This is a genomic window from Microcoleus sp. D2_18a_D3, from assembly GCF_036702455.1.
Taxonomy (GTDB): Bacteria; Cyanobacteriota; Cyanobacteriia; order Cyanobacteriales; family Microcoleaceae; genus Microcoleus.
On record NZ_JAUBTK010000033.1, the window covers coordinates 1 to 22,314 of the forward strand.

General features: G+C 46.8%; 21 protein-coding genes and 2 tRNA genes. 17 read left to right on the top strand and 6 right to left on the bottom strand.

Going from position 1 to position 22,314, the window contains the following annotated elements; translation table 11 throughout:
• Both QUB06_RS16600 and QUB06_RS16605 read left to right on the top strand, forming a co-directional pair.
• On the top strand, positions 1-3,191 hold a 3,191-nt coding region (locus QUB06_RS16600), incomplete at its 5' end, for a CHAT domain-containing protein (RefSeq protein WP_333436199.1).
• Between the two features lie 53 nt (positions 3,192-3,244).
• The gene (locus QUB06_RS16605) at positions 3,245-4,699 is read left to right on the top strand and encodes a hypothetical protein (RefSeq protein WP_333436200.1); all 1,455 of its coding nucleotides are present in this window, start codon (positions 3,245-3,247) and stop codon (positions 4,697-4,699) included.
• A 68-nt stretch (positions 4,700-4,767) separates the two neighbouring features.
• Here the strand turns inward: QUB06_RS16605 and QUB06_RS16610 are convergent, their stop codons facing one another.
• Positions 4,768-4,980, bottom strand: coding sequence for a helix-turn-helix domain-containing protein (locus QUB06_RS16610; protein WP_332973393.1), 213 nt, complete (start codon positions 4,978-4,980; stop codon positions 4,768-4,770).
• Positions 4,981-5,106: 126 nt separating this feature from the next.
• On the opposite strand from QUB06_RS16610, the gene QUB06_RS16615 reads away from it, so the two are divergent.
• Entirely contained in the window at positions 5,107-5,346 is a 240-nt protein-coding gene (locus QUB06_RS16615; protein ID WP_333329984.1) for a hypothetical protein, read from the top strand.
• Positions 5,347-5,472: 126 nt separating this feature from the next.
• Here the strand turns inward: QUB06_RS16615 and QUB06_RS16620 are convergent.
• Positions 5,473-5,556: transfer RNA gene (locus tag QUB06_RS16620), tRNA-Leu, on the bottom strand.
• A 228-nt stretch (positions 5,557-5,784) separates the two neighbouring features.
• On the opposite strand from QUB06_RS16620, the gene accC reads away from it, so the two are divergent.
• Positions 5,785-7,137 (top strand): acetyl-CoA carboxylase biotin carboxylase subunit, encoded by a 1,353-nt coding sequence (gene accC, locus QUB06_RS16625; protein WP_333436201.1) that lies wholly within the window; start codon positions 5,785-5,787, stop codon positions 7,135-7,137.
• Positions 7,138-7,260: 123 nt separating this feature from the next.
• Here accC and QUB06_RS16630 read toward each other — a convergent pair whose 3' ends face one another.
• Positions 7,261-7,545 (bottom strand): YggT family protein, encoded by a 285-nt coding sequence (locus QUB06_RS16630; RefSeq protein ID WP_190736140.1) that lies wholly within the window; start codon positions 7,543-7,545, stop codon positions 7,261-7,263.
• 124 nt (positions 7,546-7,669) lie between these two features.
• Between QUB06_RS16630 and psbX the strand changes: the two genes are divergently transcribed.
• The 6 genes from psbX to QUB06_RS16660 all read left to right on the top strand — a co-directional run bounded on the left by psbX (position 7,670) and on the right by QUB06_RS16660 (position 13,153).
• Positions 7,670-7,789: a photosystem II reaction center X protein gene (gene psbX / locus QUB06_RS16635; protein WP_333041933.1), complete on the top strand. Its 120-nt coding sequence runs from the start codon at positions 7,670-7,672 to the stop codon at positions 7,787-7,789.
• 280 nt (positions 7,790-8,069) lie between these two features.
• Positions 8,070-8,879: a Ycf66 family protein gene (locus QUB06_RS16640; protein ID WP_333436202.1), complete on the top strand. Its 810-nt coding sequence runs from the start codon at positions 8,070-8,072 to the stop codon at positions 8,877-8,879.
• Positions 8,880-9,410: 531 nt separating this feature from the next.
• Positions 9,411-10,532, top strand: coding sequence for a redoxin domain-containing protein (locus QUB06_RS16645; protein ID WP_333436203.1), 1,122 nt, complete (start codon positions 9,411-9,413; stop codon positions 10,530-10,532).
• A gap of 109 nt (positions 10,533-10,641) precedes the next feature.
• Positions 10,642-12,093: a DVUA0089 family protein gene (locus tag QUB06_RS16650; protein ID WP_333436204.1), complete on the top strand. Its 1,452-nt coding sequence runs from the start codon at positions 10,642-10,644 to the stop codon at positions 12,091-12,093.
• Between the two features lie 146 nt (positions 12,094-12,239).
• Positions 12,240-12,860 carry a pre-peptidase C-terminal domain-containing protein gene (locus QUB06_RS16655; RefSeq protein WP_333436205.1) on the top strand — a complete coding sequence of 207 codons (621 nt, stop codon included), beginning with the start codon at positions 12,240-12,242 and terminating at the stop codon, positions 12,858-12,860.
• 134 nt (positions 12,861-12,994) lie between these two features.
• Entirely contained in the window at positions 12,995-13,153 is a 159-nt protein-coding gene (locus QUB06_RS16660; protein ID WP_333436206.1) for a hypothetical protein, read from the top strand.
• Positions 13,154-13,229: 76 nt separating this feature from the next.
• Here QUB06_RS16660 and QUB06_RS16665 read toward each other — a convergent pair whose 3' ends face one another.
• Both QUB06_RS16665 and QUB06_RS16670 read right to left on the bottom strand, forming a co-directional pair.
• Positions 13,230-13,418 (bottom strand): chlorophyll a/b-binding protein, encoded by a 189-nt coding sequence (locus QUB06_RS16665; RefSeq protein ID WP_333051883.1) that lies wholly within the window; start codon positions 13,416-13,418, stop codon positions 13,230-13,232.
• 94 nt (positions 13,419-13,512) lie between these two features.
• A complete protein-coding gene (locus QUB06_RS16670; protein ID WP_333436207.1) occupies positions 13,513-14,529 on the bottom strand; it encodes a succinate dehydrogenase/fumarate reductase iron-sulfur subunit in 1,017 nt (338 codons plus the stop codon).
• Between the two features lie 238 nt (positions 14,530-14,767).
• Here QUB06_RS16670 and QUB06_RS16675 point away from each other — a divergent pair, with 238 nt between their 5' ends.
• The 3 genes from QUB06_RS16675 (at position 14,768) to radC (ending at position 17,298) form a co-directional block, all read left to right on the top strand.
• On the top strand, positions 14,768-15,010 hold the full coding sequence (locus tag QUB06_RS16675; RefSeq protein ID WP_333436208.1) for a hypothetical protein: 243 nt from the start codon (positions 14,768-14,770) through the stop codon (positions 15,008-15,010).
• Positions 15,011-15,820: 810 nt separating this feature from the next.
• Positions 15,821-16,444 (top strand): excalibur calcium-binding domain-containing protein, encoded by a 624-nt coding sequence (locus QUB06_RS16680; RefSeq protein ID WP_333436209.1) that lies wholly within the window; start codon positions 15,821-15,823, stop codon positions 16,442-16,444.
• 122 nt (positions 16,445-16,566) lie between these two features.
• Positions 16,567-17,298 (top strand): RadC family protein, encoded by a 732-nt coding sequence (gene radC / locus QUB06_RS16685; protein ID WP_333198437.1) that lies wholly within the window; start codon positions 16,567-16,569, stop codon positions 17,296-17,298.
• 32 nt (positions 17,299-17,330) lie between these two features.
• Here radC and QUB06_RS16690 read toward each other — a convergent pair whose 3' ends face one another.
• Entirely contained in the window at positions 17,331-17,459 is a 129-nt protein-coding gene (locus QUB06_RS16690) for a hypothetical protein (protein WP_333436210.1), read from the bottom strand.
• Between the two features lie 156 nt (positions 17,460-17,615).
• Between QUB06_RS16690 and QUB06_RS16695 the strand changes: the two genes are divergently transcribed.
• From QUB06_RS16695 to QUB06_RS16710, 4 genes are all read left to right on the top strand, one after another.
• The gene (locus tag QUB06_RS16695) at positions 17,616-17,954 is read left to right on the top strand and encodes a DUF1815 family protein (RefSeq protein ID WP_015176985.1); all 339 of its coding nucleotides are present in this window, start codon (positions 17,616-17,618) and stop codon (positions 17,952-17,954) included.
• Positions 17,955-18,801: 847 nt separating this feature from the next.
• Positions 18,802-19,281 (top strand): DUF4079 domain-containing protein, encoded by a 480-nt coding sequence (locus tag QUB06_RS16700; protein ID WP_333055125.1) that lies wholly within the window; start codon positions 18,802-18,804, stop codon positions 19,279-19,281.
• A gap of 238 nt (positions 19,282-19,519) precedes the next feature.
• The gene (locus QUB06_RS16705; RefSeq protein WP_333436211.1) at positions 19,520-22,090 is read left to right on the top strand and encodes a ComEC/Rec2 family competence protein; all 2,571 of its coding nucleotides are present in this window, start codon (positions 19,520-19,522) and stop codon (positions 22,088-22,090) included.
• A gap of 60 nt (positions 22,091-22,150) precedes the next feature.
• Positions 22,151-22,237, top strand: a tRNA-Ser gene (locus QUB06_RS16710).
• Positions 22,238-22,314 lie beyond the last annotated feature (77 nt).

The window sequence follows — 22,314 nt, forward strand, 5'->3', positions numbered from 1 at the left end:
ACAGAATCAACGGTTCGCGGGCTGATAATCTCGAAAGGGCGATCGAGTTTTATCAAGCTGCTTTAACTGTTCGTACCCTTGAGGATTTCCCCCAAGATTGGGCAGCGGCTCAAAATAACTTAGCTAATGCCTACACTGACAGAATCAACGGTTCGCAGGCTGATAATCTCGAAAGGGCGATCGAGTTTTATCAAGCTGCTTTAACTGTTTATACCCTTGAGGCTTTCCCCGAACAATGGGCAGGGACTCAAAATAACCTAGCTGCTGCCTACAGTAAGAGAATCAACGGTTCGCGGGCTGATAATCTCGAAAGGGCGATCGAGTTTTATCAAGCTGCTTTAACTGTTTATACCCTTGAGGCTTTCCCCGAAAAATGGGCAACGACTCAAAATAACCTAGCTGTTGCCTACTTATACAGAATCAACGGTTCGCGGGCTGATAATCTCGAAAGGGCGATCGAGTTTTTTCAGGCTGCTTTAACTGTTCGTACCCTTGAGGATTTACCCCAAGATTGGGCAAAGACTCAAAATAACTTAGCTAATGCCTACTTATACAGAATCAACGGTTCGCGGGCTGATAATCTCGAAAGGGCGATCGAGTTTTATCAAGCTGCTTTAACTGTTCGTACCCTTGAGGCTTTCCCCGAAAAATGGGCAACGACTCAAAATAACTTAGGGGAAGCGTACAGAAACAGAATCAACGGTTCGCGGGCTGATAATCTCGAAAGGGCGATCGAGTTTTATCAAGCTGCTTTAACTGTTCGTACCCTTGAGGATTTCCCCCAAGATTGGGCAGGGACTCAAAATAACCTAGCCCTTGCCTACAGTGACAGAATCAACGGTTCGCGGGCTGATAATCTCGAAAGGGCGATCGAGTTTTTTCAGGCTGCTTTAACTGTTTATACCCTTGAGGATTTCCCCGAACAATGGGCAGGGACTCAAAATAACCTAGGGGAAGCGTACAGAAACAGAATCAACGGTTCGCGGGCTGATAATCTCGAAAGGGCGATCGAGTTTTATCAAGCTGCTTTAACTGTTCGTACCCTTGAGGATTTCCCCGAACAATGGGCAGGGACTCAAAATAACCTAGCCCTTGCCTACAGTCACAGAATCAACGGTTCGCGGGCTGATAATCTGGAAAGGGCGATCGAGTTTTATCGGGCTGCTTTAACAATCAGAACTCGTGAGGCTTTCCCGCAAAATCATGCAGAAACTTTATATTGTTTAAGCGATCTTTACCGAAGCAACCAGCAATGGCAACTAGCCTATGATAATTACGCCCCAGCGATTGAAACAGTAGAAATTTTACGGGGTGAGGAATCTGGGGATGAAAACAAACAGAAATTAGCTGAAGAATGGAATCAACTTTACCTTGGCATGGTAGAAGTTTGCATCGAACTGAAACGCTACACCGAAGCTGTGGAATATGCGGAACGTTCCAAGGCGCAAAACTTAATCGAGTTGCTATCGGTAAAAGATTTGTACCCCCAAGGAGAAATCCCTCCCGAAGTGCGCCAAGAGTTGCAACAGTTAAGGCTGAGAATTGCTGACGAAAATCAACGGTTAAAACAAGCTGAAGAGAACAACTACGACACCATCAACCAACTTCGCCAAGATTTAGCAGCAAAATATCCCTATACACCTCTCAAATTTGGTGAGATTCAGCAGTTAGCCGGTCAAAAAACAGCAATTGTTGAATGGTACATTTTGAATAATAGTTTTTGTGCTTTTACGCTCACCAAGAACAACTCCCAACCACAATTTTTATCATTTACCGACGAGTCAGATTTAAAACGGTTAACTGATTGGATAAATGAATATTTAGGAGATTATTACAGCAACTGCCAACAATGGCAAAACAGCCTCGGAACCCAACTAGCAAACCTCGCGCAGATTCTCCACATTGATGAAATACTCGCAGCCATTCCCGAAACTTGCGACAAACTAATCCTGATTCCCCACCGCCACCTGCATTTATTCCCGATTCACGCCCTCCCTGTCAGCGGGGAAATTTGGCAGCGCTTTCACCGCGACAACGAAAATTGCCCTCTAAATCCCTGTCTTGTTGACTGCTTCGACAATGGAGTTTCCTACGCCCCCAGTTGCCAAATTCTCCACCAAGTCCAAAAATACAAACGGGGTAAATTCGATAAATTCTTCGCCATTCAAAATCCCACAGATGACTTGATGGCTGCCGACATGGAAGTAGAAACCATCAAAAACATCTTCCCCAGCCCAGAAATATTAGCCAGCCAAGATGCCAAAAAAGGCGCAAAATCAAAGGAAACACTAGAAATCGCCGAAAGAGTCGCCGACAGCCACCATCTGTTCTTTTCTTGTCACGGTTTCTTCAACCCCAACGATCCGCTAAAATCCGGTTTACAACTAGCCGACGGTACTCTCACCCTAGAAGAAATCATCCGCTATTTCAACCTCAGCGAATGCAGTCTAGTCACCCTTTCCGCCTGCGAAACCGGACAAGTCCAACTCGACAACACCGACGAATACATCAGCCTCACCAGCGGTTTCCTACTAGCTGGCAGTCCCAGTTTATACGTCAGCCTGTGGTCAGTAAATGCCTTTTCCACAGCAATTTTACTGATCAAAACCTACGAAAACCTCTACGACCAACCCGGTAAACTCGCCCTAGCATTAAATCAGGCCCAAATCTGGGTACGAGACACCGACATCCAAGGCTTCCTCGACTGGACAAACCAATGTCACCTTTTAGACGGTAATTGGCGACAAATCTTACAAGACTGCTTGGAAGAAGAGAAAGAAACTCAAGGAGTTAGTGCTAAAATTTATCAAAACCCCTATCATTGGGCCGGCTTCTGTGCGGCTGGCAAAGGAGAGCAAAACATGGCTAATAGCACCAGCAAACTAGAAATTTTCCAGGAATCAATTCAAGAATCAGATTTATTTGTTAACCTGAGAGATGCCCTAGTTTCTCTCAAAGGTCAATTAACAGACAATGATGAAGAGAATATCAAAATTATGGAGAGTTGGTTGCAAGACAAACCAGAAATCAGGCGAAAATACAATACTAAGTTAATGCAAGCGGGAGTTAAATTAGGCAATAGAGCGCAATCACCTACCAAGCCGGGGCAAGAAAGCCAAATGAAGGAAATCATAGAAAATCTTATTGTCGCCCCAGAAAAACCTCCCGAACCAAATAAAGATACGCCCTAGTCTCCATGAAAAACTTTAGTATCAGTGTTTGTTTTTTCCATCTAAATCAGAGCTTGACTGAACCTCTCGATCGAGTTTCACCTCAAGCAGATTTAATCTGGGAAAATCTAATTAAACTCAGCGAAAAACTGCCTTTCACTGAACTAAAAGATTTGAAATCAAAATTAGCGTGTTATGAGTTCGATCCCGAATCAAATGTTTTCCAGCACAAAGGAGAATCATTAAATTTAATCAATCTCTGGCTGACCAAAGAACAACAGCCGATCGAACTTACTGCCATTAACCAAAATGGATTAGCGATCGGCGGGAAGCTGCAACCCTTTTTATTGAACGATACCTACGCCTTCGACTTAGCTTTATATCCCGAAAATCCCGATCGAGACATCGCACCAGAAGAACTCTATTTATTTGAACCCAGCAGCCTCTTTTTAGACTGTTCCGAAAACACCCTCGGTGAAACCATCTGGTTTTACGGAGAAACACCAGTACGTGATGCAGAATGTCAAGATGCAGCCGATACATTGGTGACAAATTTTCTGAAAAACACTCAATTTACAGCTAGATTAGTCGATGAAGGTAAAGGTAAATTACTGAAGGTTCCATTATTTGAATATGAAATTAAACAAGAAAATCAGCCGAATAAACTCTATAAGATTTTAGTCTGGATTAATAATCAAGCCATCAATCCAGACTTTACCTCAGCTTATGACAATTTATTGGGCGCGCTATGGACTCGCCACAAAATAGAATATGTCTACCCACAAGGGCGAGAAAGTTATAAAAAAGCCCGAAAAATTTATAGCGAACTCGAAGCAAAAATTAAAGAATTCAAGCAAGATTTGCCTTTAGAAGAACTGCAAAAACTTCTGGAATCAATGCCAGAACTATCAATGCAGTATCAACGGCAACTGAGAAATCTGCAAGCGCACTATACCACAATTAAAACCAATCAGATAAACTATCAAAACTATTTGCAAGAATTCTGGCGATCGGGCGATATTCCCAGTTGGGGAGAGTTTGGCGAAAATACCTGCAAGCGCTATCTCGACCAAATAGAAACCTACCTCAGTTATATCCAGCCGGGTAAAGACTTGATCGGCGAATTTATCAATACATTGCGGGGTTTGGTGGAAATAGAACAAGCCAAGTGCGATCGCCAACTGCAACAAACTTTACAGAAAAATGAGGAAAAAGAAAAAGAAAAAGAGCGCAATTTACAAAATACGATTCAAGCAGTCGGTACCGGCATCGGTGTCGGAGTCGGCTTTGCCGGAATCTTAGCAGCCGGCTACCCCTTAATCGAAAAACCTTGGGATTTCCCTTCTCCCCAACATCCTCTGCTACCGCCGCATCCCTTCATTATTGCCCTTGTACTTAGTTGTTTAGGCGGTGGAGGCTTGGGATGGTTGGCTTGGTTTTGGACTAAACGCCACCTCAACGCTAAATCCTCACCTCAGCAGACAAGTTTACCTAGTCCCCAAAATCAACTTCCCTCTGGGGATGTGTAATCGCCCTCTGCTTTCTTGGTTAATTACATTTTCGCAGTCATATTCTCGCGACTTACTGATAAATCTGTTTACTCTTTGACAACATCCATTAACTCTTCAATCAAAACATCGAGGGTGCGAGCTATTTTTTGAATTGATGTGATATCAACCGTTGCTAGTCCTTCCGATCGAGCATAGTGCCTGACTGTGCTGTACGGAACCTCGGATCGATCGGCAACATCCTTTAGCGTCCATCCTTTTTCGTCAGCCAACTCTCGGATTCGGAACCTAACTAACCCCATTCTACTTGACAAACGATAAGTATCTATCGTTTAATATTTGTAATCACAAAGACGATCGCCCTCAGACCTGATAAATCAAGGGCAATCGCCTCTCTAACCATCCACTTTCGTGGAAAGGATGTTCCTATGATACCAAAAGAACTCACTTATCGCGATCGACTTAAACCTTGGTGTATAATTCGCCAACTCCCAAACTGTCAGCGGTTAACAGTCGCCCGTTTTAGTCGTCGCCCCGATGCCGAATCTTACTTGAATGCACTGCGTCGCTTAATGCCCGCAGTCCCACATACAATTGTTTTCGTAAATGCGCTGTGCGTAAATGAACTCAGCGTGCCCATACAAACACCATTGTCGATCGACAGTTAAAGAATGCTTAGTTCGATCGAGTTTTCGAGAATCCCATCTAAAACTCGATCGACTTTCTAGAAAAACCACTCAATACAAAACAACTGCCGACAGCAAAAACTGTCAACAGTTGTTTTATATATTCAATGCGGATGGCGAGACTCGAACTCGCAAGGACATAATGCCACACGCACCTCAAGCGTGCGCGTATACCAATTCCGCCACATCCGCTCTTTCTGGCAATCTCTGGGATTTTTGCGTTACGAGTTAAAGATTCACAGGTTGAGGTTCCTGACATTTAACTTGTGACTTGCCCTTTGACACCGCCGATTTACAATCATAGCACCACTACCAGCCAAATGTAAAATAAATTTTTGTGAACAATTTCTGGAAAACGATTATCCAGAACATACCGAAAGGCATTATTGTACAGAATATTGAGTGAATTAAGCAGCGAAGATGGGGTTCTCGAAAATTTTAATCGCTAATCGGGGAGAAATAGCTCTCCGCATATTGCGGACCTGCGAGGAAATGGGGATTGCCACGGTCGCCGTTCACTCCACCGTAGATAAACACGCCTTGCACGTCCAGTTGGCAGACGAAGCCGTTTGCATCGGCCCCCCCACCAGCAGCAAAAGCTATTTAAACATCCCCAACATCATCGCGGCCGCCCTGACGCGCAACGCCGCAGCCATTCACCCCGGTTACGGCTTCCTCGCCGAAAACGCCCGATTTGCCGAAATCTGCGCCGACCATCAAATTACCTTCATCGGCCCTTCTCCTGCCGCGATGCGGGCGATGGGCGACAAATCCACCGCTAAAGAAACGATGCAGCGGGTGAAAGTTCCCACAGTTCCCGGTAGCGAGGGATTGCTGGCAGACGATCGCGAAGCTTTGTCGATCGCCCGCGAAATCGGCTATCCTGTGATGATCAAAGCCACCGCCGGCGGTGGTGGCCGCGGCATGAGGCTAGTCAGAGAAGCATCCGAACTCCCCAAACTATTCTCCGCAGCCCAAGGCGAAGCCGATGCAGCCTTCGGCAATCCCGGACTTTACCTCGAAAAATTCATCGAAAAACCCCGGCACATCGAAATCCAAATCCTCGCCGACAACTACGGTAACGTCATCCACCTCGGCGAGAGAGATTGTTCGATTCAGCGCCGACATCAGAAACTCCTCGAAGAAGCCCCCAGCCCAGCCCTCAGCCAGAAACTGCGAGATCAAATGGGTCACGCCGCCATTGCCGCCGCCAAATCCATCAACTACACAGGTGCGGGTACAGTCGAATTTTTGCTTGACAAATCGGGCAAGTTCTACTTCATGGAAATGAACACTCGCATCCAAGTAGAACATCCCGTCACCGAGATGATTACAGGCCTCGACTTGATAGCCGAACAAATTCGGATCGCCCAAGGCGAAAAACTGCAAATCAAGCAAAACCAAGTAATTCTCAACGGGCACGCCATCGAGTGTCGCATCAATGCTGAAGATCCCGATCGCAATTTCCGACCGCATCCCGGCATAATCAGCGGTTATTTGCCTCCCGGTGGCCCCGGCGTGCGGATGGACTCTCACGTCTACACGGATTACGAAATACCCGCTTACTACGATTCTTTAATCGGTAAAGTAATTGTATGGGGGCGCGATCGACCGACAGCCATCCGCAGAATGAAACGGGCATTGCGGGAGTGCGCCATCACCGGCGTTCCTACCACCCTCAGCTTCCACCAAAAAATTCTCGATTCCCCCGAGTTTCTCAACGGCGAAGTTTACACTAATTTCGTCGAACAGTTCTTGAACAATAGTCAGTAGTCAGTAGTCAGTTGGCAGTTGGCAGTTGGCAGTTGGCAGTTGTCAGTTGGCAGTTGGCAGTTGGCAGTTGGCAACTAACCCATGCCCCATGCCCCATGCCCCATGCCCCATGCCCGCTGACTCTTACATCATCATTGTCAGGATTCCTTGCTGACCGAGAATCATTTCTCGCAGCAAGCTACAGATACCCACCCAAATAATCGGCGTAATGTCCACTCCGCCGATCGGCGGTACAATCTTTCTAGTTACGGCTAAAAAAGGTTCCGTCGGCCAAGCAATCAGACTCAAGGGCAATTTGCTCAGATTCACCTCGGGATACCAAGTCAGGACGATCCGAAAAATAAACAGCAAAGTCATCACGACTAGGACAGAGCCCAGAATCCAACTTGCAACGGTAATACCAGTCATGGGTCTTATCTCGAAATTTTAAGTTTTGTTAAGTCTGCCATTCATAATTTTAACCGTTTGACAGGTGCGATCGAAAGTATAAAATTAATAAAAATCAAATTGTTGTAACAAAGGCTTTGAATCTATGACTCCTTCTCTCGCGAACTTTTTGTACAGCCTGCTGGTGGGCGTGACAGTGGTAGTGATTCCAGCAACGATCGCCCTGATCTTCATCAGCCAAAAAGACAAAATCAAGCGCACCTAAAAAGTCCGCAGGTCTTTAAGTCCGGCGTGAAACTCAATTTTCGCCTGCACGTCGGGCATTTCCCCGATCCGAGAAACCTCGGCTGCCAGCAACTGTCAAGGCAAAACCTTCAGTTGACTGCCAAGCTGAGGTTTTTTCCCGTTAAACTCATTATTATACTCACTTCCCAAGCTGAAACCCTGACCGGACGCTGCCCCAGAAAGCACAGTCGGGCTGACAGACTTAATGATAGATGTAAAATCTAACTCGCTAACATAGGAAAGACATAGGAGATAGGCTAATGGTCAATTTAGGATTGAACTGGAGCAGCCTGTTAGGGATCATCCTAGCAGTAGCAGGGGCAGGACTGTATTTTCTGCGATCGTGGCGTCCCAAACTAGCCCGCGACCACGATATTTTTTTTGCAGCAGTCGGCTTGCTGTGCGGCGGTATTCTGTTATTTCAGGGGTGGCGGCTTGACCCAATTCTGGCATTCGGTCAATTTCTGCTCAGCGGTACCGCCATATTTTTTGCCACAGAAAGCATTAAACTGCGAGGAGCGACCACAGCCCAAGCCAAAAGTCGCGCCCAATATATAGATGAAGACCGACCGGTCAGCAACGCCTACGGTTACGACGGCTACGATGCCGACATGGAACAGCTAGAACCAGAGGAAGACTATCCGCAGCGTCCCCGGATTAGAGGCAGCCAAGACTACCGTTCGTCCCGGGAAGCCTACGACGACGAACCCCGTCGCCGCCCCTCGAATCGCAACGGCAGCGTTAACACGTCCAAGCCCGACTCGCCCGATCGATCCTCGCGCAAACGTCCCTCTCGCCCAGAAGCCCCGCCCACTCAAGGGTCTGACAACTGGGACGTTTCAGACAACCCTGAAGAAAGACCGACCCGCAGCCGCAGCAGTCGCCCCCCAGCTTCGGAAAACCGCAGTTCCGATACACCACCGAGAACCAAAAAACCCCGTCCTACGGAATCATCTAGGTCTCGCCCCAGCAACCGCGACGTGGAAGCACCGCCGTCAGACTACGTGGAGTATCGACCTGTAGAATACCCGGAAGACCAACCGGATAATTCCCCCAGTTTCGACAAATAGGCAAACACTAAGTAGATGGGTGAAACTAAACATTTCTCGTGCCCGCAGGCAAAAAAATAAATTGTGTTTATTGATGCCCATCTACTTATTCTCAGATATGAAATTGATTAAAAAGACTGTAAATTGCGAGTGTGAAACCCCAAACCAACGGAGATATACACAAATAAAAGCTAATTTTTTTTTAAATTTATTTTGACCGAAAGCATCCCGGATACAAGCCCCCGGATTCATCCGTGGAGAAATAAAAGGCGTTGCTGATTCACGGTATGAATAAACTTTTCACTTGATGTTACAAAACTCACTTTATTTGGCTTATAGCCATTCCGAAAAGCTGAATTCATACTTGTATTCAGCAACGCCAAATAAAAAACCTGTATCCGAGAAACTTGCCCCCCGAATTTATTCGTGGGGTCAATGCTTCAATCTAAAATCTAAAATCTAAAATCTCAAATCGATTGACCTACCGAACCTGTGGAACTAATCTACAGCCTAATAATCTTAATATAAAATCCCTATTCTTAAATCAGCAAGATGCCATTACTCGAAATAGGAGATCCGGCTCCCTGGTTTTCCATTCCTTCTACAAATAACCCCTTATTTCATTTCTCAACCGTTGCCGGCCGGCGAATCGTGCTGTTTTTCTTTGCCAGCGCAGCTTTTGAACAAATCCAAGTTATCCTCAAAAGCTTTCAAGAGCTTTCAGAAGAATTCCAAAGCTTGCAAGTACCGCGGTTCGGAGTGAGCGTTGACCCAGCAGACAAAGAACAAAACAGACCGACAACAATTGCTCCGTCATTCATCTTTTTCTGGGACTTGGATAAAACAGTCAGCCAGCAGTACGGTGTTTTCCGAGATGTCGAAGAAAATGGAGTTGCCGGAGTTCACTATGCACCCCAAACTTTTGTACTCAACGAAAACCTTCAGGTAATTAATATTTTGCCGATGGGCGAACCGCACCAACACGCCCAACAAGTATTAGATTTTCTCAAAACTTTGCCCGCAATTGAGGAAGCCCGATCGGCCAATCCTCACGCCCCGGTGTTGGTAATTCCTAACGTTTTGGACAAAGCCTCTTGCCGCAGTTTGATCGATATGTACAAAGCTCACGGTGGCGGTCCCTCGGGCTTTATGAGGCAAATAGGCGGGAAAACAGTTGGCCTGCACGACGACACTTTTAAGAAGCGCCGAGATTTCTTTATTGAAGACCCGAAGTTACAGCAGCGATTGAGTGCGATTATTTGGCGCCGGGTGCGGCCGGAAGTAGAGAAAGCTTTTCAATTTACAATTACCAGGTTTGAACGGTATTTGATAGGTTGTTACGATGCTGACAGTGGCGGTTATTTTCGGTCGCACCGCGACAACACTAGCAAAGCTACGCTGCACCGCAGGTTTGCGATGACGCTAAACTTGAATGTGGGAGAGTACACGGGGGGATTTTTACGGTTTCCAGAGTACGCGCCGCACGGTTATAAAGGCGATTCTGGCACGGCGATTATTTTTTCGTGTTCTTTGCTGCATGAAGCCACTACTGTGATTAGTGGTCAGCGCTTTGCTTTGCTGTCTTTTTTCTACGGCAATGAGGACGCTGCGGTACGAGAAGCTAATTTTAAGTATTTAGCTGCTGATTCAGATTCCCGAATTGGAGAACCGTGAGGAAGGTCACTACCGTGGTGCAAGTCCTAAAATAATTAGAAAAGGTAGTTAGCGGTTAGCCACAAAACCTAATTCCTAGCTACCGATCGCTAAATAATAATCGATCGCCATGAATTTCAAACTTCTAAGTTTAGCAGTATCGGGAATTTTAACGGTTGGGGTTGCAACCAGCGCTATTGCGGTTGTTACGACATCCCCTGTGCGGCAATCAACAGATTTAACGGAATTTAACTCGGTGCATTCCCAGGGTGCGATCGCCCAAAATGTCGAAGAACAAACCAATATTCGAGTCTACGAAAAGGCGAGTCCGGCGGTTGTTACCGTCGATACAGATAAATCTAACGGCAGCGGCACAATTATCAGCCCCGACGGCATGGTGTTAACTAACGCCCACGTTGTTTCGGCAGGCGGTACCGTCAATATCATTTTGTCAGACGGCAGAAAACTTGTCGCCGATGTCATCGGATTCGGCGAAGAAGGGCTAGACTTAGCCGTGGTGAAGATTCGCGGTCAAAACAATTTGCCGACCATTCCTTTAGCCCGTCCCGGTTCGGTGAAAGTCGGGCAACAAGCATTTGCGATCGGCAATCCCTTCGGTCAATTTCAAGGTACTTTTACAGTCGGAATCGTCAGCCGCATCGACCAGCAGCGGGGCTTAATTCAAACCGACGCCGCCATCAATCCCGGCAATTCAGGAGGCCCACTCCTCAACAGTTCAGGAGAATTAATCGGCGTCAACACTTCTATTTTTACTCGCGGTCGGGGCGGTGGCAGTATCGGTATCGGTTTTGCCATTTCCGCAGACAAAATACCCGCTTTCCTGACAGCGGTGCGAGAAGGGCGGGCTCCCCGCGTGGCTCAAGCCCGATCGCCCTTTGGTGGCAACAAATCACCTCAAAAAGTTGCGTTAAACGGGCCGGCCGTCAGCGGCCTCCTCACCGACAAGTCTAGCGTTCTGCCCACCGACAACAGCTTTTTTGACCTCTACTCGTTTGAGGGAAAAGCGGGCCAGCAAATCACAATAGAAATGAAAAGTCAAGAAATTGACCCTTATTTAATTTTGCTCGGGCCCAACCAGCGGGAAATCGCGCAAGACGATGACGGGGCCGGGAATAAAAACGCCAGAATTACAGTCAGGCTGCCAGCAGACGGCACTTACACGTTAGTTGCAAATTCCTACCAAGCTAAGCAGTCAGGGGCTTATACGTTACAACTGAAAGCGAGTGCTCCTACCGCGCCTTCTCGGGCGATTTTGCAAGAAGAAGGCGCTTTAGTCGCAGGCGGCCCAGTATTGCCGTCTGACAACAGTCTGTATCGAGAGTATACTTTTGAAGGTCGATCGGGTCAGTCTGTAGCCATTTCCCTCGAAAGTACAGATTTCGATCCCTATGTGGCTATCTTTGACCCTAACGGCCGATTAGTGGCAGAAAATGACGATGGGAGCGATTCGACTAAAAATGCGTTTCTGACCGTTACTTTGCCCGCTACGGGTCGCTATCGCGTAATTGTCAATGCTTACGATGCTTCGGGCAGGGGTCGTTACACTCTAACTGTCCGGTGAAAATTGGGCATGGGGCATGGGGCATGGGGCATGGGGCATGGGGCATGGGGCATTGGTAGCACCTAACAAATAATCCATGACTACTGACTACTGACTACTGACTACTGACTTCTTCCTTCCTTCTTCGTTGCAAATCGAGGTAATTCATGCGTCAAGTTAGATTTTGGGCGATCGCGCCAATTGCTCTGGTAGCTACTTTTTCTGGCAAGCCGACTGTCTCCCTGCCAGTTTCCAATTTAGGTGGAGTTGCTAACAGTAGTTCCACCCTCATTTCAGCAGAATTTCCTCAAAATTTAACTGATGCGAAGCCTGCTGGCAAGGCGGTTTTAGCTCAAGCAAGCCCCAACCCGTCGCCATCACCACAAAGTTCGCCAACTCAGAGCCCAAGTGTAGAACCTCGATCGAGCCCTGATGCGGGTTCATCTAAGGTCATTTTAGAGCAAAACGGAGAACTCACCCCTGCTAAGTCTTCTGTACTGCCCTCGGACAGCAGTTTGTACGACGAGTACACCTTTGAAGGCACTCAGGGTCAAAAAGTGATTGTTACCGTAGAAAGTACCGAGTTTGATACTTATCTCGCTATTTTCAACTCCCAGGGCGAGCTACTTGGAGAAAATGATGATGCAACGCAGCAAAATTCCAATTCTGAGCTTACTGTTACCTTGTCTGCGAACGGTCGCTATCGCGTCATTGTCAATGCTTACGATCCGCCTCCAAAAGGTAGAGGCAAGTACAGTTTGACCGTCCGTGAAACAACTGGAAATTAGTTTGAACCAAACTTGGGAGTCAGGGCACGGCATTGCCGTGTCCCTATAATTCAAGGACGATCGCACTACAAGCAACTGCGATCGACTTTGGTAAATTCATATGTTTGTATGCCACTATAAATGGGAGCATCTCAATGAAAGCAGCAAAGCTCGAAATGGGAATTAGGAGTCAGGAGTCAGGAGCCAGGAGAAAAGAGTCAGAAGGAAGAAGAAAGAAGTGTTTTTGCAAATATGAGATGCTCCCCTATAAATGTTATAATATTGTACCTTTAATTGGATTAACAGTATTTTAAATAACTCTTAAAAATCAAAAGGAAGCTGAAATATAGATAAATTTTCAGCTTCCATTTTTAATTGATTTTGATTAATTTAACGCAGGCCCAGCCAGGTGAAAAAATCCTGGCGGGTGAAGAATTCTAGCAGCAAAAGTCCCACGAACCCCACCATCGCAAATCGTCCGTTGATTTGTTCGGCGTAGGCATTCCATCCAAAGGCTGGTTCTGGTTTTGGGGTATTTGGGGTTGTCGGTTTTGGGGATGGAGGAGTTTTAGCAGTCATTTAAAAGTTTTGAGTTTCGTGTTTTGAGTGATGACTTTTGGGAAGCTTTGCGATCGCACAACTTGTAATTTACCAGGAAAATGACAGCCCATCGCTAATCTGCTGACTTTTCTAAACTTTGAACCGATTCGATCAGATTTCGCACGGTTTCAGTACCTTCTGAAGGCTCAAAAAACAGCGGGAACTTGCCGCGAGCGATCATTCTCAAACCCAAGGGGCCCAGACTCAGCAAACCTTTAACGTCGCGGAAGTAGTTTCCTACTACTTCGATGCCAAATTTGCGCTCATCTATCCAGCCACCTTCTTTGACGAGATCGATTAAAACTTTGCGGTGGCGGATCGATCGACTCGCTTGGTCGTCTTTGCGATCGAGAATCTCCTGTTTAATCTTACCAATTTGATCCATCGGCGCAACTTCCATCGGACAAACCGAGTTGCAGTAGTAACAGCGCGTGCATCCCCAGACGCCTGCGGTGCCTTCGTTGTATTTTTCGAGTCGATTTTCGGTTTCGCTGTCGCGGGAGTCGGCGATCGTGCGGTAAGCTTTGGCGAGGGCGTGGGGGCCGACAAATTCCGGGTTGACTTCGCGGGCGTTGCACTCAGAATAGCACGCACCGCAGAGGATGCAGTTGCCGGTTTGGTCGAGTTTCGATCGCTCTTCTGGAGTTTGCAGAAATTCGCGTTCTGGAATTGCTCGCGAGGCTGTGCTGACATAGGGTTCAACTGCTTCTAGGTTGTCCCAAAAACTGGTCATGTCAACAACCAAATCTTTAATAACCGGCATATTTCCCATTGGGGCGACGGTGATTTCTGGGATGAAATCGGTAGGCCTTTCTGCTGAGCTGGAATCAGCTATTTTTTGCAGTCTTGCGAGTTCGCTGGCCACATTTTCTTTGCAAGCTAATGCCGATCGACCGTTAATTCGCATAGAACAACTGCCGCAAATTGTATTGCGGCAATTTTTGCGAAAAGCTAAAGTGCCGTCGTGTTCCCACTTAATACTGTTGAGGCAGTCTAGGATGGTATTGCTCTCTTCCACATCTAGGGTGTAAGTGTGAACCCGGGGAGCCTCGTTTTGATTTTGGCGGACTACGTTAAAGCGGACTTTCATATTTTGAGTAAGGAATTTAGTTTCTATTTTAAGCTAAATTTTTGGTCTGTCTAGAAACCTATTATTTTTTTAACAACTACCTAAAGTAAGAGATTTTCAAAGGTTTATTATTGTTTGATAAACATCAATAATTCTAAAGTTATAAATCATAAATTGCAACTTTTTTAAGCGGATTTGTGAGCTATTAATTGGAGATAAAAGTAATTAATCGCTGCAATTCGCTAGTCGGAGGTGCGTGATGTCCAGCTTGTTTGTATTAACTTTCATGTTTTCCACACCGGCTTTTTGTCTGGGTCTGCTAAATCCTCAATGGGTGGGACAGGGAACTCGCCAGCGATCGGCTGCCTTGTACGGCGGCTTGATGGCAGTTTCGTTCGTTTTGCTTGGGGTTACAGCACCTAAGGCGCCACAACCAGTTTCATCGGGGCTGCTGGCCTCAACTGAATGGCCCGAATTTAGGGTAAGCGCACCTTTGCGCTGAACGTAGCTGGGTATGCATTTCACTTTTTTGGCAGCATTACAAGAAATTTTACCAGGACTTACGCCCGGTTGGGGCGAGAAACTTAGTTTTTTAAGAAAAATACTTGCTTCTACTCATTTATATCAATTCCGGTAGCATCCCAATAGTAAAATCCCGTCGGGAGCATCTCACTTATGCAGCCCTCCGCTAGAAATTGGAGCCAGGAGTCAGGAGTCAGGAGTCAGGAGGAAAGAAGAAGAAGGAAGAAGGAAGGAGGAAGAAGGAAGGAGCCATAATAAGTGTTTTTACAAATATGAGATGCTCCCATCCCGTCAACAGTCAACCATCTAATTCATCTGCGTTAATCTGTGTTTATCTGCCTGTCTCTGCGGTCTTAAAAATATAATTTTTTCACCGCAGATGACAATTAATTGACGCCGATTTCCGCAGAGGAAAAGAAGAGAAATAGAAATAATTGCGATCTAACAGATTTGATATTAGTGCAATTAACAACCCAGGTTTATAGAAGTCGGAGTGCGATCGCGAACTGTAGGAAAAAATCGTGGGTTTAGCAAGGAGAAATACACTCACAAACCCGATTGCACCAGGGTCGGGTGTCCCACGTTATAGTTTACTTCGGAAATCATAGGGATTTGTGAGTTTGCCTGCCGATAAATAAGGAAGTTAACTTCTCAGGACTTACGCAGAGGGAGTGAAGAAATCGGGTTGTTTAAACAGATATCCTTCTTCGTGCTTTACCTCAGATTTGGGTAAAATAAACCCGCTTTGTGCGTCCTGGATTACTTCTATTTTTTACTGGTAAAAGTCGCTATGTTTAATTTTTTCATCTTAAGCTTTCTATTGTCGATACCTGCCTTTTTTCTGGGTATTGTTAATCCGAAATGGGTGGCCGCACCAACCCGCAAGCGATCGGCCGCGATGTACGGCGGGTTGATGGTGGCTTCGTTTGTACTTGTTGGCGTCACCGCACCCAATCCGTCTCAGGAAGTTTCGGTGGCGCTTCCGGCGCCAACCGATCCGCTAGTATCCTCTCAAACCGCTAAGCCGTCACCGCTTTCAGCAGCGCCGACACTGAAGCCGGAGAGTGTGAAAACGCCGACACCAACACCGAAACCTGCAATTTCTCCTCCCGCACCTGCACTTGCCAAACCAGAGCCCGATCGCAAATTGCCATCTTCAGTCAAATCTGTTGAACGAACCGCAGAGATTGCTCTTGATGCACAGCAGCCAAAAAAAGACACCAAGAAAGTTATTGACGAGTCCTCTAAAGCGAAGGTTAAAAGTGCCGATTTTCCGAGTTGCGTTAACTCGGATTGCAACTGTTCGGACTTTGCGACTCAAGCTGAAGCGCAGCGAGTTTTAGAGGCATATCCGGGCGATCCTTTTAAGCTCGATCGAGATCAAGACTCGATCGCTTGCGAAACGCTAGGTTAAATTTGATCTGCCAAAATCCTCGGTTAATGATGAAGGCTTTTTTCGGTGATTGTACGAATTGAAGAAGGCAAATCGATCGGCTAAAATTGTCTAATTGTTGAGCTTGCGGTGCGGGTGCAGCTATGACTTACAGCTTAAGAATTGTCGATTTGCCAACAAGTGAACGGCCACGGGAACGGCTGATGGCGGGTGGCCCGAAAAGTTTGGCGACAGCAGAATTGATTGCGATTCTCCTGGGTACTGGTCAGGGACCAGGCAAACTTTCTGCCGTCGGGCTCGGACAGTATATTTTAAATCAGTTGAGTTTGCACCACCGCGATCCTCTGGCTGTGCTACGCACTATTAGCGTTCAGGAGTTGACGCAGATTCACGGGATTGGCCCTGCTAAGGCGACTTCGATTTTGGCTGCGGTGGAGTTGGGGAAGCGGGTGTTTCAGTCGCGGCCGCCGGAAATGGCTGTGGTTGACTCTCCCCAAGCGGCGGCGGATGCCCTGAGTCAGGATTTGATGTGGCAGTCTCAGGAACGTTTTGCTGTGGTGTTGCTGGATGTGAAAAATCGGCTGCTGGGTACTCAGGTAATTACGATCGGCACAGCAACGGAAACTTTGGCTCATCCACGGGATATTTTTCGCGAGGTGATCCGCCAGGGGGCGACGCGGGCGATTATCTCGCACAATCACCCATCGGGGATTGTGGAACCAAGCCCGGAGGATATTGCTTTGACGCGACAGTTGCTGGCGGGAGCGCAGTTTTTGTCGATTCCGCTGCTGGATCACTTGATTTTGGGGAATGGCGATTTTCGGAGCTTGCGGCAGACCACGACGCTTTGGGAGGAGTATCCCCAGGGTGATTGAACTCTTCTACTTAACTAATTACATTACTATCATTAGTTATTTGTATCTTTGGGCTCTGCGACGGCTGAATCAGCCCTGACAGCAGGCAAATTTTCCGGCTGGAGTCCCCCGCTAGAGCCTGTTTTGGCTGAATGTCGCTGCTGATACTGCGTTTCGAGCACAACTCGGTTAATGTAGTATAGGTAGGCTGAAGAGGTCGCTAATCCGATTTTTTTTGAGCATACTAAACGTATACTGAACCAGCACCTAAATACCCATTTATTAAGAAATTATTAAATGGGATGTAAAATACACGGTGTGGTGATAGGAGGAGAACTGTGTTTCTGAGACTTGCAGAACAACACCGTAAATTCGTTCAAGATTTGGTAATGAACCTCCAAGCTTTAGCGATCGTGCTAGAGCATCGGGGTTATCTGGCATCCTGCTACACTTGCGGGGGTCAGATGAACAGTGCCTCATTTATGGTCAGTTTGACGGACAACCATCTGATTCGATTCTTAGTGTCAGATTACGGTATCACTTGGACTGAGATGCGGGACGACCGCGAACTGATGAAACTAGAAGGTGCAGAAGCGATTAATCAGTTACAAGAACTGGCAAATCTCGTAAAGTATCAAATCCAACCTTCGGAAGCTACTTTAGCGACGGCGCAGTGAGTGTAGCGATTGCACGGTTCCGAGGAAGGCGACGCAAGAAAGTCAGTGCTTGTCTGCTAAAACCGAATCCCCAGCGAGTTAGTTGAGAGGGTTCATTTAGGTGCACAGCGATGGCTGCTCAACAGCCAAGGGTGCTATCAGGGTGCCTTGAGACAGTTTAGCGATCAGTCGATCGAAGTGAGCCTGGGCAGACGGCATACTTTATGCCAGAAGTCTCAAACTTGGAACCTCTAGTTTTTTTCAGCAGTTGATTCTCCCTTGAGAACGATTAGCAAAATTTAGAAGTGTGACGGCTCGTCGGCTGCGATGTTAATTTCTCACTTGGCCATTCAAAAGTCAAGGAATTGAAATTAACTTTGAGCAAGCAGGTAAAATTTAACATCCAGAGTGAGGATGAGGCTGTGAAGATTGGGCAAAAGGCAGCCCACGGGGTGTGATGTGCGGGCGAATGGCGTTTATTTTTGCTCTTAGATTTAGCCTATCAGGCTAAGAATTAACTTGAAGCAGCATCACTGCTGTAAAACATCTCACAGCCGGCCCAAGCCGGCTAAGTTTTGCCTATATCCAGGCTTCGGCGCAATGTTTGACCATCATGTTAGATAGATTCTGGTTGCACTCCTGATGATTGTTGACTGTTGACTGTTGACTGTTGACTGTGAACCCAAAAACTGAAAATTGTGCTTCTATTTGGTTGCAGATTGAAGGAGACTTTACGGTCGACGATAAAGCACGGATTTGATATTAAACAGCTCTTAGAAATCGCGATCGCACTTGCTACACTAATATTTTATAATATTTTAATGATTAGTCCGAAAATATTTATCGCCAAGTTTGGAGTCAGTATCAAATGGTAAATTTAAGCGAACTTCTAGAACCCATCGCCAGTCAATTTCGCAGTCTAGGAATTCCCGAACCAATTACCCATTGGGGACACCCTGTAATGATGGGGATCGTGGTAGTGGCGATGGGCAGTTTTGTCGGCTATACGGGATGGCAGGGACGTTTGGCCACCGATAAAGATGTCGCACTCAAAAGTCGCTCGGATCACCGCAAGCTTGCACCGTGGATGTTTCTGTTTCTAGCTTTGGGCTATACAGGCGGCTTGCTGTCGCTGGTGATGCAGCACCAGCCAGTCATGGAAAGTCCGCATTTTTGGACGGGTTCGGCAGTGCTGGTTTTGCTGGCTATTGGCAGCTTGATTTCGCTGACGGGTTTTGGGGGCAATAAGCTAGCACTGCGCGCGGTTCACGCTTATTTAGGCACGACGGCCCTTGCACTTATGGTGCTGCACGCGGCTTTCGGTTTAAAATTGGGGCTGTCTATTTAGAAGAAGACTTATCAGGCAGTGGTAGTATATGTAGGGTCGCAATGTGTACCCTACATACAGAGGTTATATGAAATCCTCTCTTCATCGGCATTATTCGTCTCTCTCTCTTCTCTTCCTCTGCGTTCTCTGCGTTCTCTGTGGTTAAATCATTCCGATATAACCGGAATTGATATTATGTGTTCTGGACTGAAACCAACTCTACTTTTGACAGTAAAAATTGCTAATTACTTGCTAATTAATGAATCAAGCAACGGGTGTCATTTTCTGTCTTGCCTACATTTTGGGATTGATTTCTACAGCGGTTTCTTGGGGTAGATACGCGATACTTGCTTTGGGAATAGCGGTAGCGATCGCCCTGCCGAAATGGTTGCGAAAATATACTAAAAATTCTGTCCAAGTTACTAAGAAAAGACGCAGCAGACAAAAAGAAAATGCTCTTGAAGAACCCTTAGATGCGAGGGAAGAGTTGAGTTTGTTGGAGATGCTGCCGAGAGCGAAATGGGTGTGGGCGGTGGCGGGTTTGCTGGCATTTCTAGCTAGCGTTTATTTTCAAGTTCGATCGCCCCAACCGGCAATAGATGACATCAGCAAACTGATTCCGGCTGGCGGCAACACTCAAGAAGTGGCAGTGACAGTTCGCGGTAGAGTTGTCAGTACGCCTCGATTGACTCGATCGGGTCGATCGCAATTTTGGCTAGAAACAGATTTAGTTAGCGAAATCAACGGCGGCGAGGGAGGAGCAGTTGTAAACCGCCCAGTATCCGGCAAACTCTACGTTACAGTGCCGCTGCTGCAAGCAACAGGTTTGTACGCCGACAATACGATCGCAGTTGTGGGTTCCTTGTACAAACCGCAGCCGCCGTCGAATCCAGGGGCTTTTGATTTTCAAGCATATTTAGCCAGAGAAGGGGCTTTTGTCGGACTCAAAGGTCGTCAAATTGACTGGACGAGAGAAAAGGCGATTGCGGATGTAAATCGAGTTAACAGCCAAACGGCTGCTTTCTTGGAGCCCAGCGGGATGCAGCCATCGAAAATTCAAGCGATGCGGCAGCGGATCGTGCGATCGCAACTATCGCAGTTAAATGTTCCCGAAGGGCCGTTAATCAGTGCGATCGCCCTCGGCAAACAAGCAGTAGATTTACCTTACAATATCCGCGACTATTTTGTGCAGGCTGGATTGGCCCACGCGATCGCAGCTTCCGGCACTCAAGTTTCGATGGTTTTGGCTTTAGTTCTAGCTTTAACCCGGCGTTTTTCCAAACAATTACAATTTAGCTTTGGCGTCGGTGCTTTATTTTTGCTTGTGGGGCTAACTGGCTTTGAACCATCAGTATGCCGCGCTGCTTTGATGGGATTTGGAACATTATTTGCTCTGGTGCTGAGCCGCCAAGTTAAGCCGCTGGGATTGCTGTTAATCGCTGCTACTATTTTACTGCTGGTTAACCCTTTGTGGATTTGGGATTTAGGTTTTCAACTAAGTTTTTTGGCAACTTTGGGGTTAATCGTGACAACGCCGCCACTGATGGCCAAGTTGGACTGGATGCCGCCCGCGATCGCTTCGATTGTTGTGGTTCCGATCGCCGCTTCAGTTTGGGTGCTGCCGCTGTTACTTTATGTTTTTAGTGTGGTATCACCTTACAGCATTTTAGTTAATATTATTGCGGCTCCTTTGCTGTGGATTTTGAGTATTGGGGGGATGGTTAGTGCTTTAGCTGGATTGATTTTTCCGCCGGCTGGCAGTATTTTAGCGCAACTGCTCGACTATCCGGCAAAGGGGTTAATTGCGATCGCCGAATATTTCTCGCAATTACCCGGTAATTCGGTAGCTGTCGGTCAAGTATCGGTGTTTCAACTAATAGCGCTTTACAGTTTAATTTGCTGGGTTTGGATCGGGGGAAGAAAGAAGAAGGAAGAAGGAAGAAGGAAGAAGGAAGAGGGAAGAAGGAAGAAGGAAGAAGGAAGAAATAAGAAGGCGAAAAGTAGAGTTATTTCGCTGCCGAGTTTTTCATCTGCTTGGATTTTACCGCTGGCGCTGGTGGCGGGAATAAGTATCATAGTTTTGCCAGCTTGGCACGTTCAAGCATCTTTATTTCAAGTTACTTTGCTAGCGACATCTGGCGATCCAGTTTTAGTAATTCAAGATCGGGGAAAAGTGGCGCTAATTAATAGCGGTGATGAAAATACCGTAAGGTTTACAGTGTTGCCTTTTTTGCAGAAGCAAGGAGTTAATTCTGTGAATTTTGCGATCGCCACTCACGGTCATTTAGGTTTGAGCAGTGGTTGGGGAAAATTACTAGAACGCTTGCCACTTAAAACATTTTATGATAATAATGCTCCCAAACAAATTCACCGTGGCAACAATCAGGAATTTATAACGGCTGTGCAATCTCGCCAAGGCGTTTACATTCCTTTAGAAACTAGCAGTACAGTTGATCTGGGTTCGACGCGGTTGCAGTTCGTGAATGCGGAGATTCCGGTGGTAGAATTCCTGGTGGGAAATCGAACTTGGTTGCTCGTCGGTGAAATGACACCGGAAGCGCAAAAAAAATTGGCAGCAACGGGAACCTTGAAGCCGGCTCAAGTGCTGTGGTGGTCAGGAAAAGCCCTGACGGCTGAGTTATTGGGCGCAGTGGGGCCGCAAGTGGCGATCGCATCTGCTGACGAAATCGACCCAGAAACCGCCGCCCAACTGCGCCAAAGCAAAACCCAGATATTCTGGACAGGGCGCGACGGAGCCCTCCAGTGGACTCCCGCAGGGGGATTTAAGACCACTCTGGAATCTGAAGAAAATCAAACTTCTTTTTTATAAAGATTTACAATGTGGTGCACTGTGCGGTAATATAATTTTAGCTCGCATCTCAAGTTAATTGGAGAGGTGGCAGAGCGGTTGAATGCGGTAAACTCGAAATTTACTTTAGGGGTGACTCTAACGTGGGTTCAAATCCCACCCTCTCCGTACATCTCAGCCTCAAGCGTCAAGCGCGCACCTTATTAACCTAGGGTGCGCGCACCTTATCATATTATGAAATTTAA

Bases quoted from the DNA above. Each gene is read 5' to 3' on its own strand.
- QUB06_RS16655 (WP_333436205.1), top strand. From the start codon at position 12,240: ATGCGTCAAGTTAGATTTTGGGCGATCGCGCCAATTGCTCTGGTAGCT.
- QUB06_RS16650 (WP_333436204.1), top strand. From the start codon at position 10,642: ATGAATTTCAAACTTCTAAGTTTAGCAGTATCGGGAATTTTAACGGTT.
- accC (WP_333436201.1), top strand. From the start codon at position 5,785: ATGGGGTTCTCGAAAATTTTAATCGCTAATCGGGGAGAAATAGCTCTC.
- radC (WP_333198437.1), top strand. From the start codon at position 16,567: ATGACTTACAGCTTAAGAATTGTCGATTTGCCAACAAGTGAACGGCCA.
- QUB06_RS16665 (WP_333051883.1), bottom strand. From the start codon at position 13,418: ATGACTGCTAAAACTCCTCCATCCCCAAAACCGACAACCCCAAATACC.
- QUB06_RS16675 (WP_333436208.1), top strand. From the start codon at position 14,768: ATGTCCAGCTTGTTTGTATTAACTTTCATGTTTTCCACACCGGCTTTT.
- QUB06_RS16630 (WP_190736140.1), bottom strand. From the start codon at position 7,545: ATGACTGGTATTACCGTTGCAAGTTGGATTCTGGGCTCTGTCCTAGTC.
- QUB06_RS16615 (WP_333329984.1), top strand. From the start codon at position 5,107: ATGATACCAAAAGAACTCACTTATCGCGATCGACTTAAACCTTGGTGT.
- QUB06_RS16700 (WP_333055125.1), top strand. From the start codon at position 18,802: ATGGTAAATTTAAGCGAACTTCTAGAACCCATCGCCAGTCAATTTCGC.
- psbX (WP_333041933.1), top strand. From the start codon at position 7,670: ATGACTCCTTCTCTCGCGAACTTTTTGTACAGCCTGCTGGTGGGCGTG.
- QUB06_RS16610 (WP_332973393.1), bottom strand. From the start codon at position 4,980: ATGGGGTTAGTTAGGTTCCGAATCCGAGAGTTGGCTGACGAAAAAGGA.
- QUB06_RS16640 (WP_333436202.1), top strand. From the start codon at position 8,070: ATGGTCAATTTAGGATTGAACTGGAGCAGCCTGTTAGGGATCATCCTA.
- QUB06_RS16705 (WP_333436211.1), top strand. From the start codon at position 19,520: ATGAATCAAGCAACGGGTGTCATTTTCTGTCTTGCCTACATTTTGGGA.
- QUB06_RS16660 (WP_333436206.1), top strand. From the start codon at position 12,995: ATGAAAGCAGCAAAGCTCGAAATGGGAATTAGGAGTCAGGAGTCAGGA.
- QUB06_RS16645 (WP_333436203.1), top strand. From the start codon at position 9,411: ATGCCATTACTCGAAATAGGAGATCCGGCTCCCTGGTTTTCCATTCCT.
- QUB06_RS16680 (WP_333436209.1), top strand. From the start codon at position 15,821: ATGTTTAATTTTTTCATCTTAAGCTTTCTATTGTCGATACCTGCCTTT.
- QUB06_RS16670 (WP_333436207.1), bottom strand. From the start codon at position 14,529: ATGAAAGTCCGCTTTAACGTAGTCCGCCAAAATCAAAACGAGGCTCCC.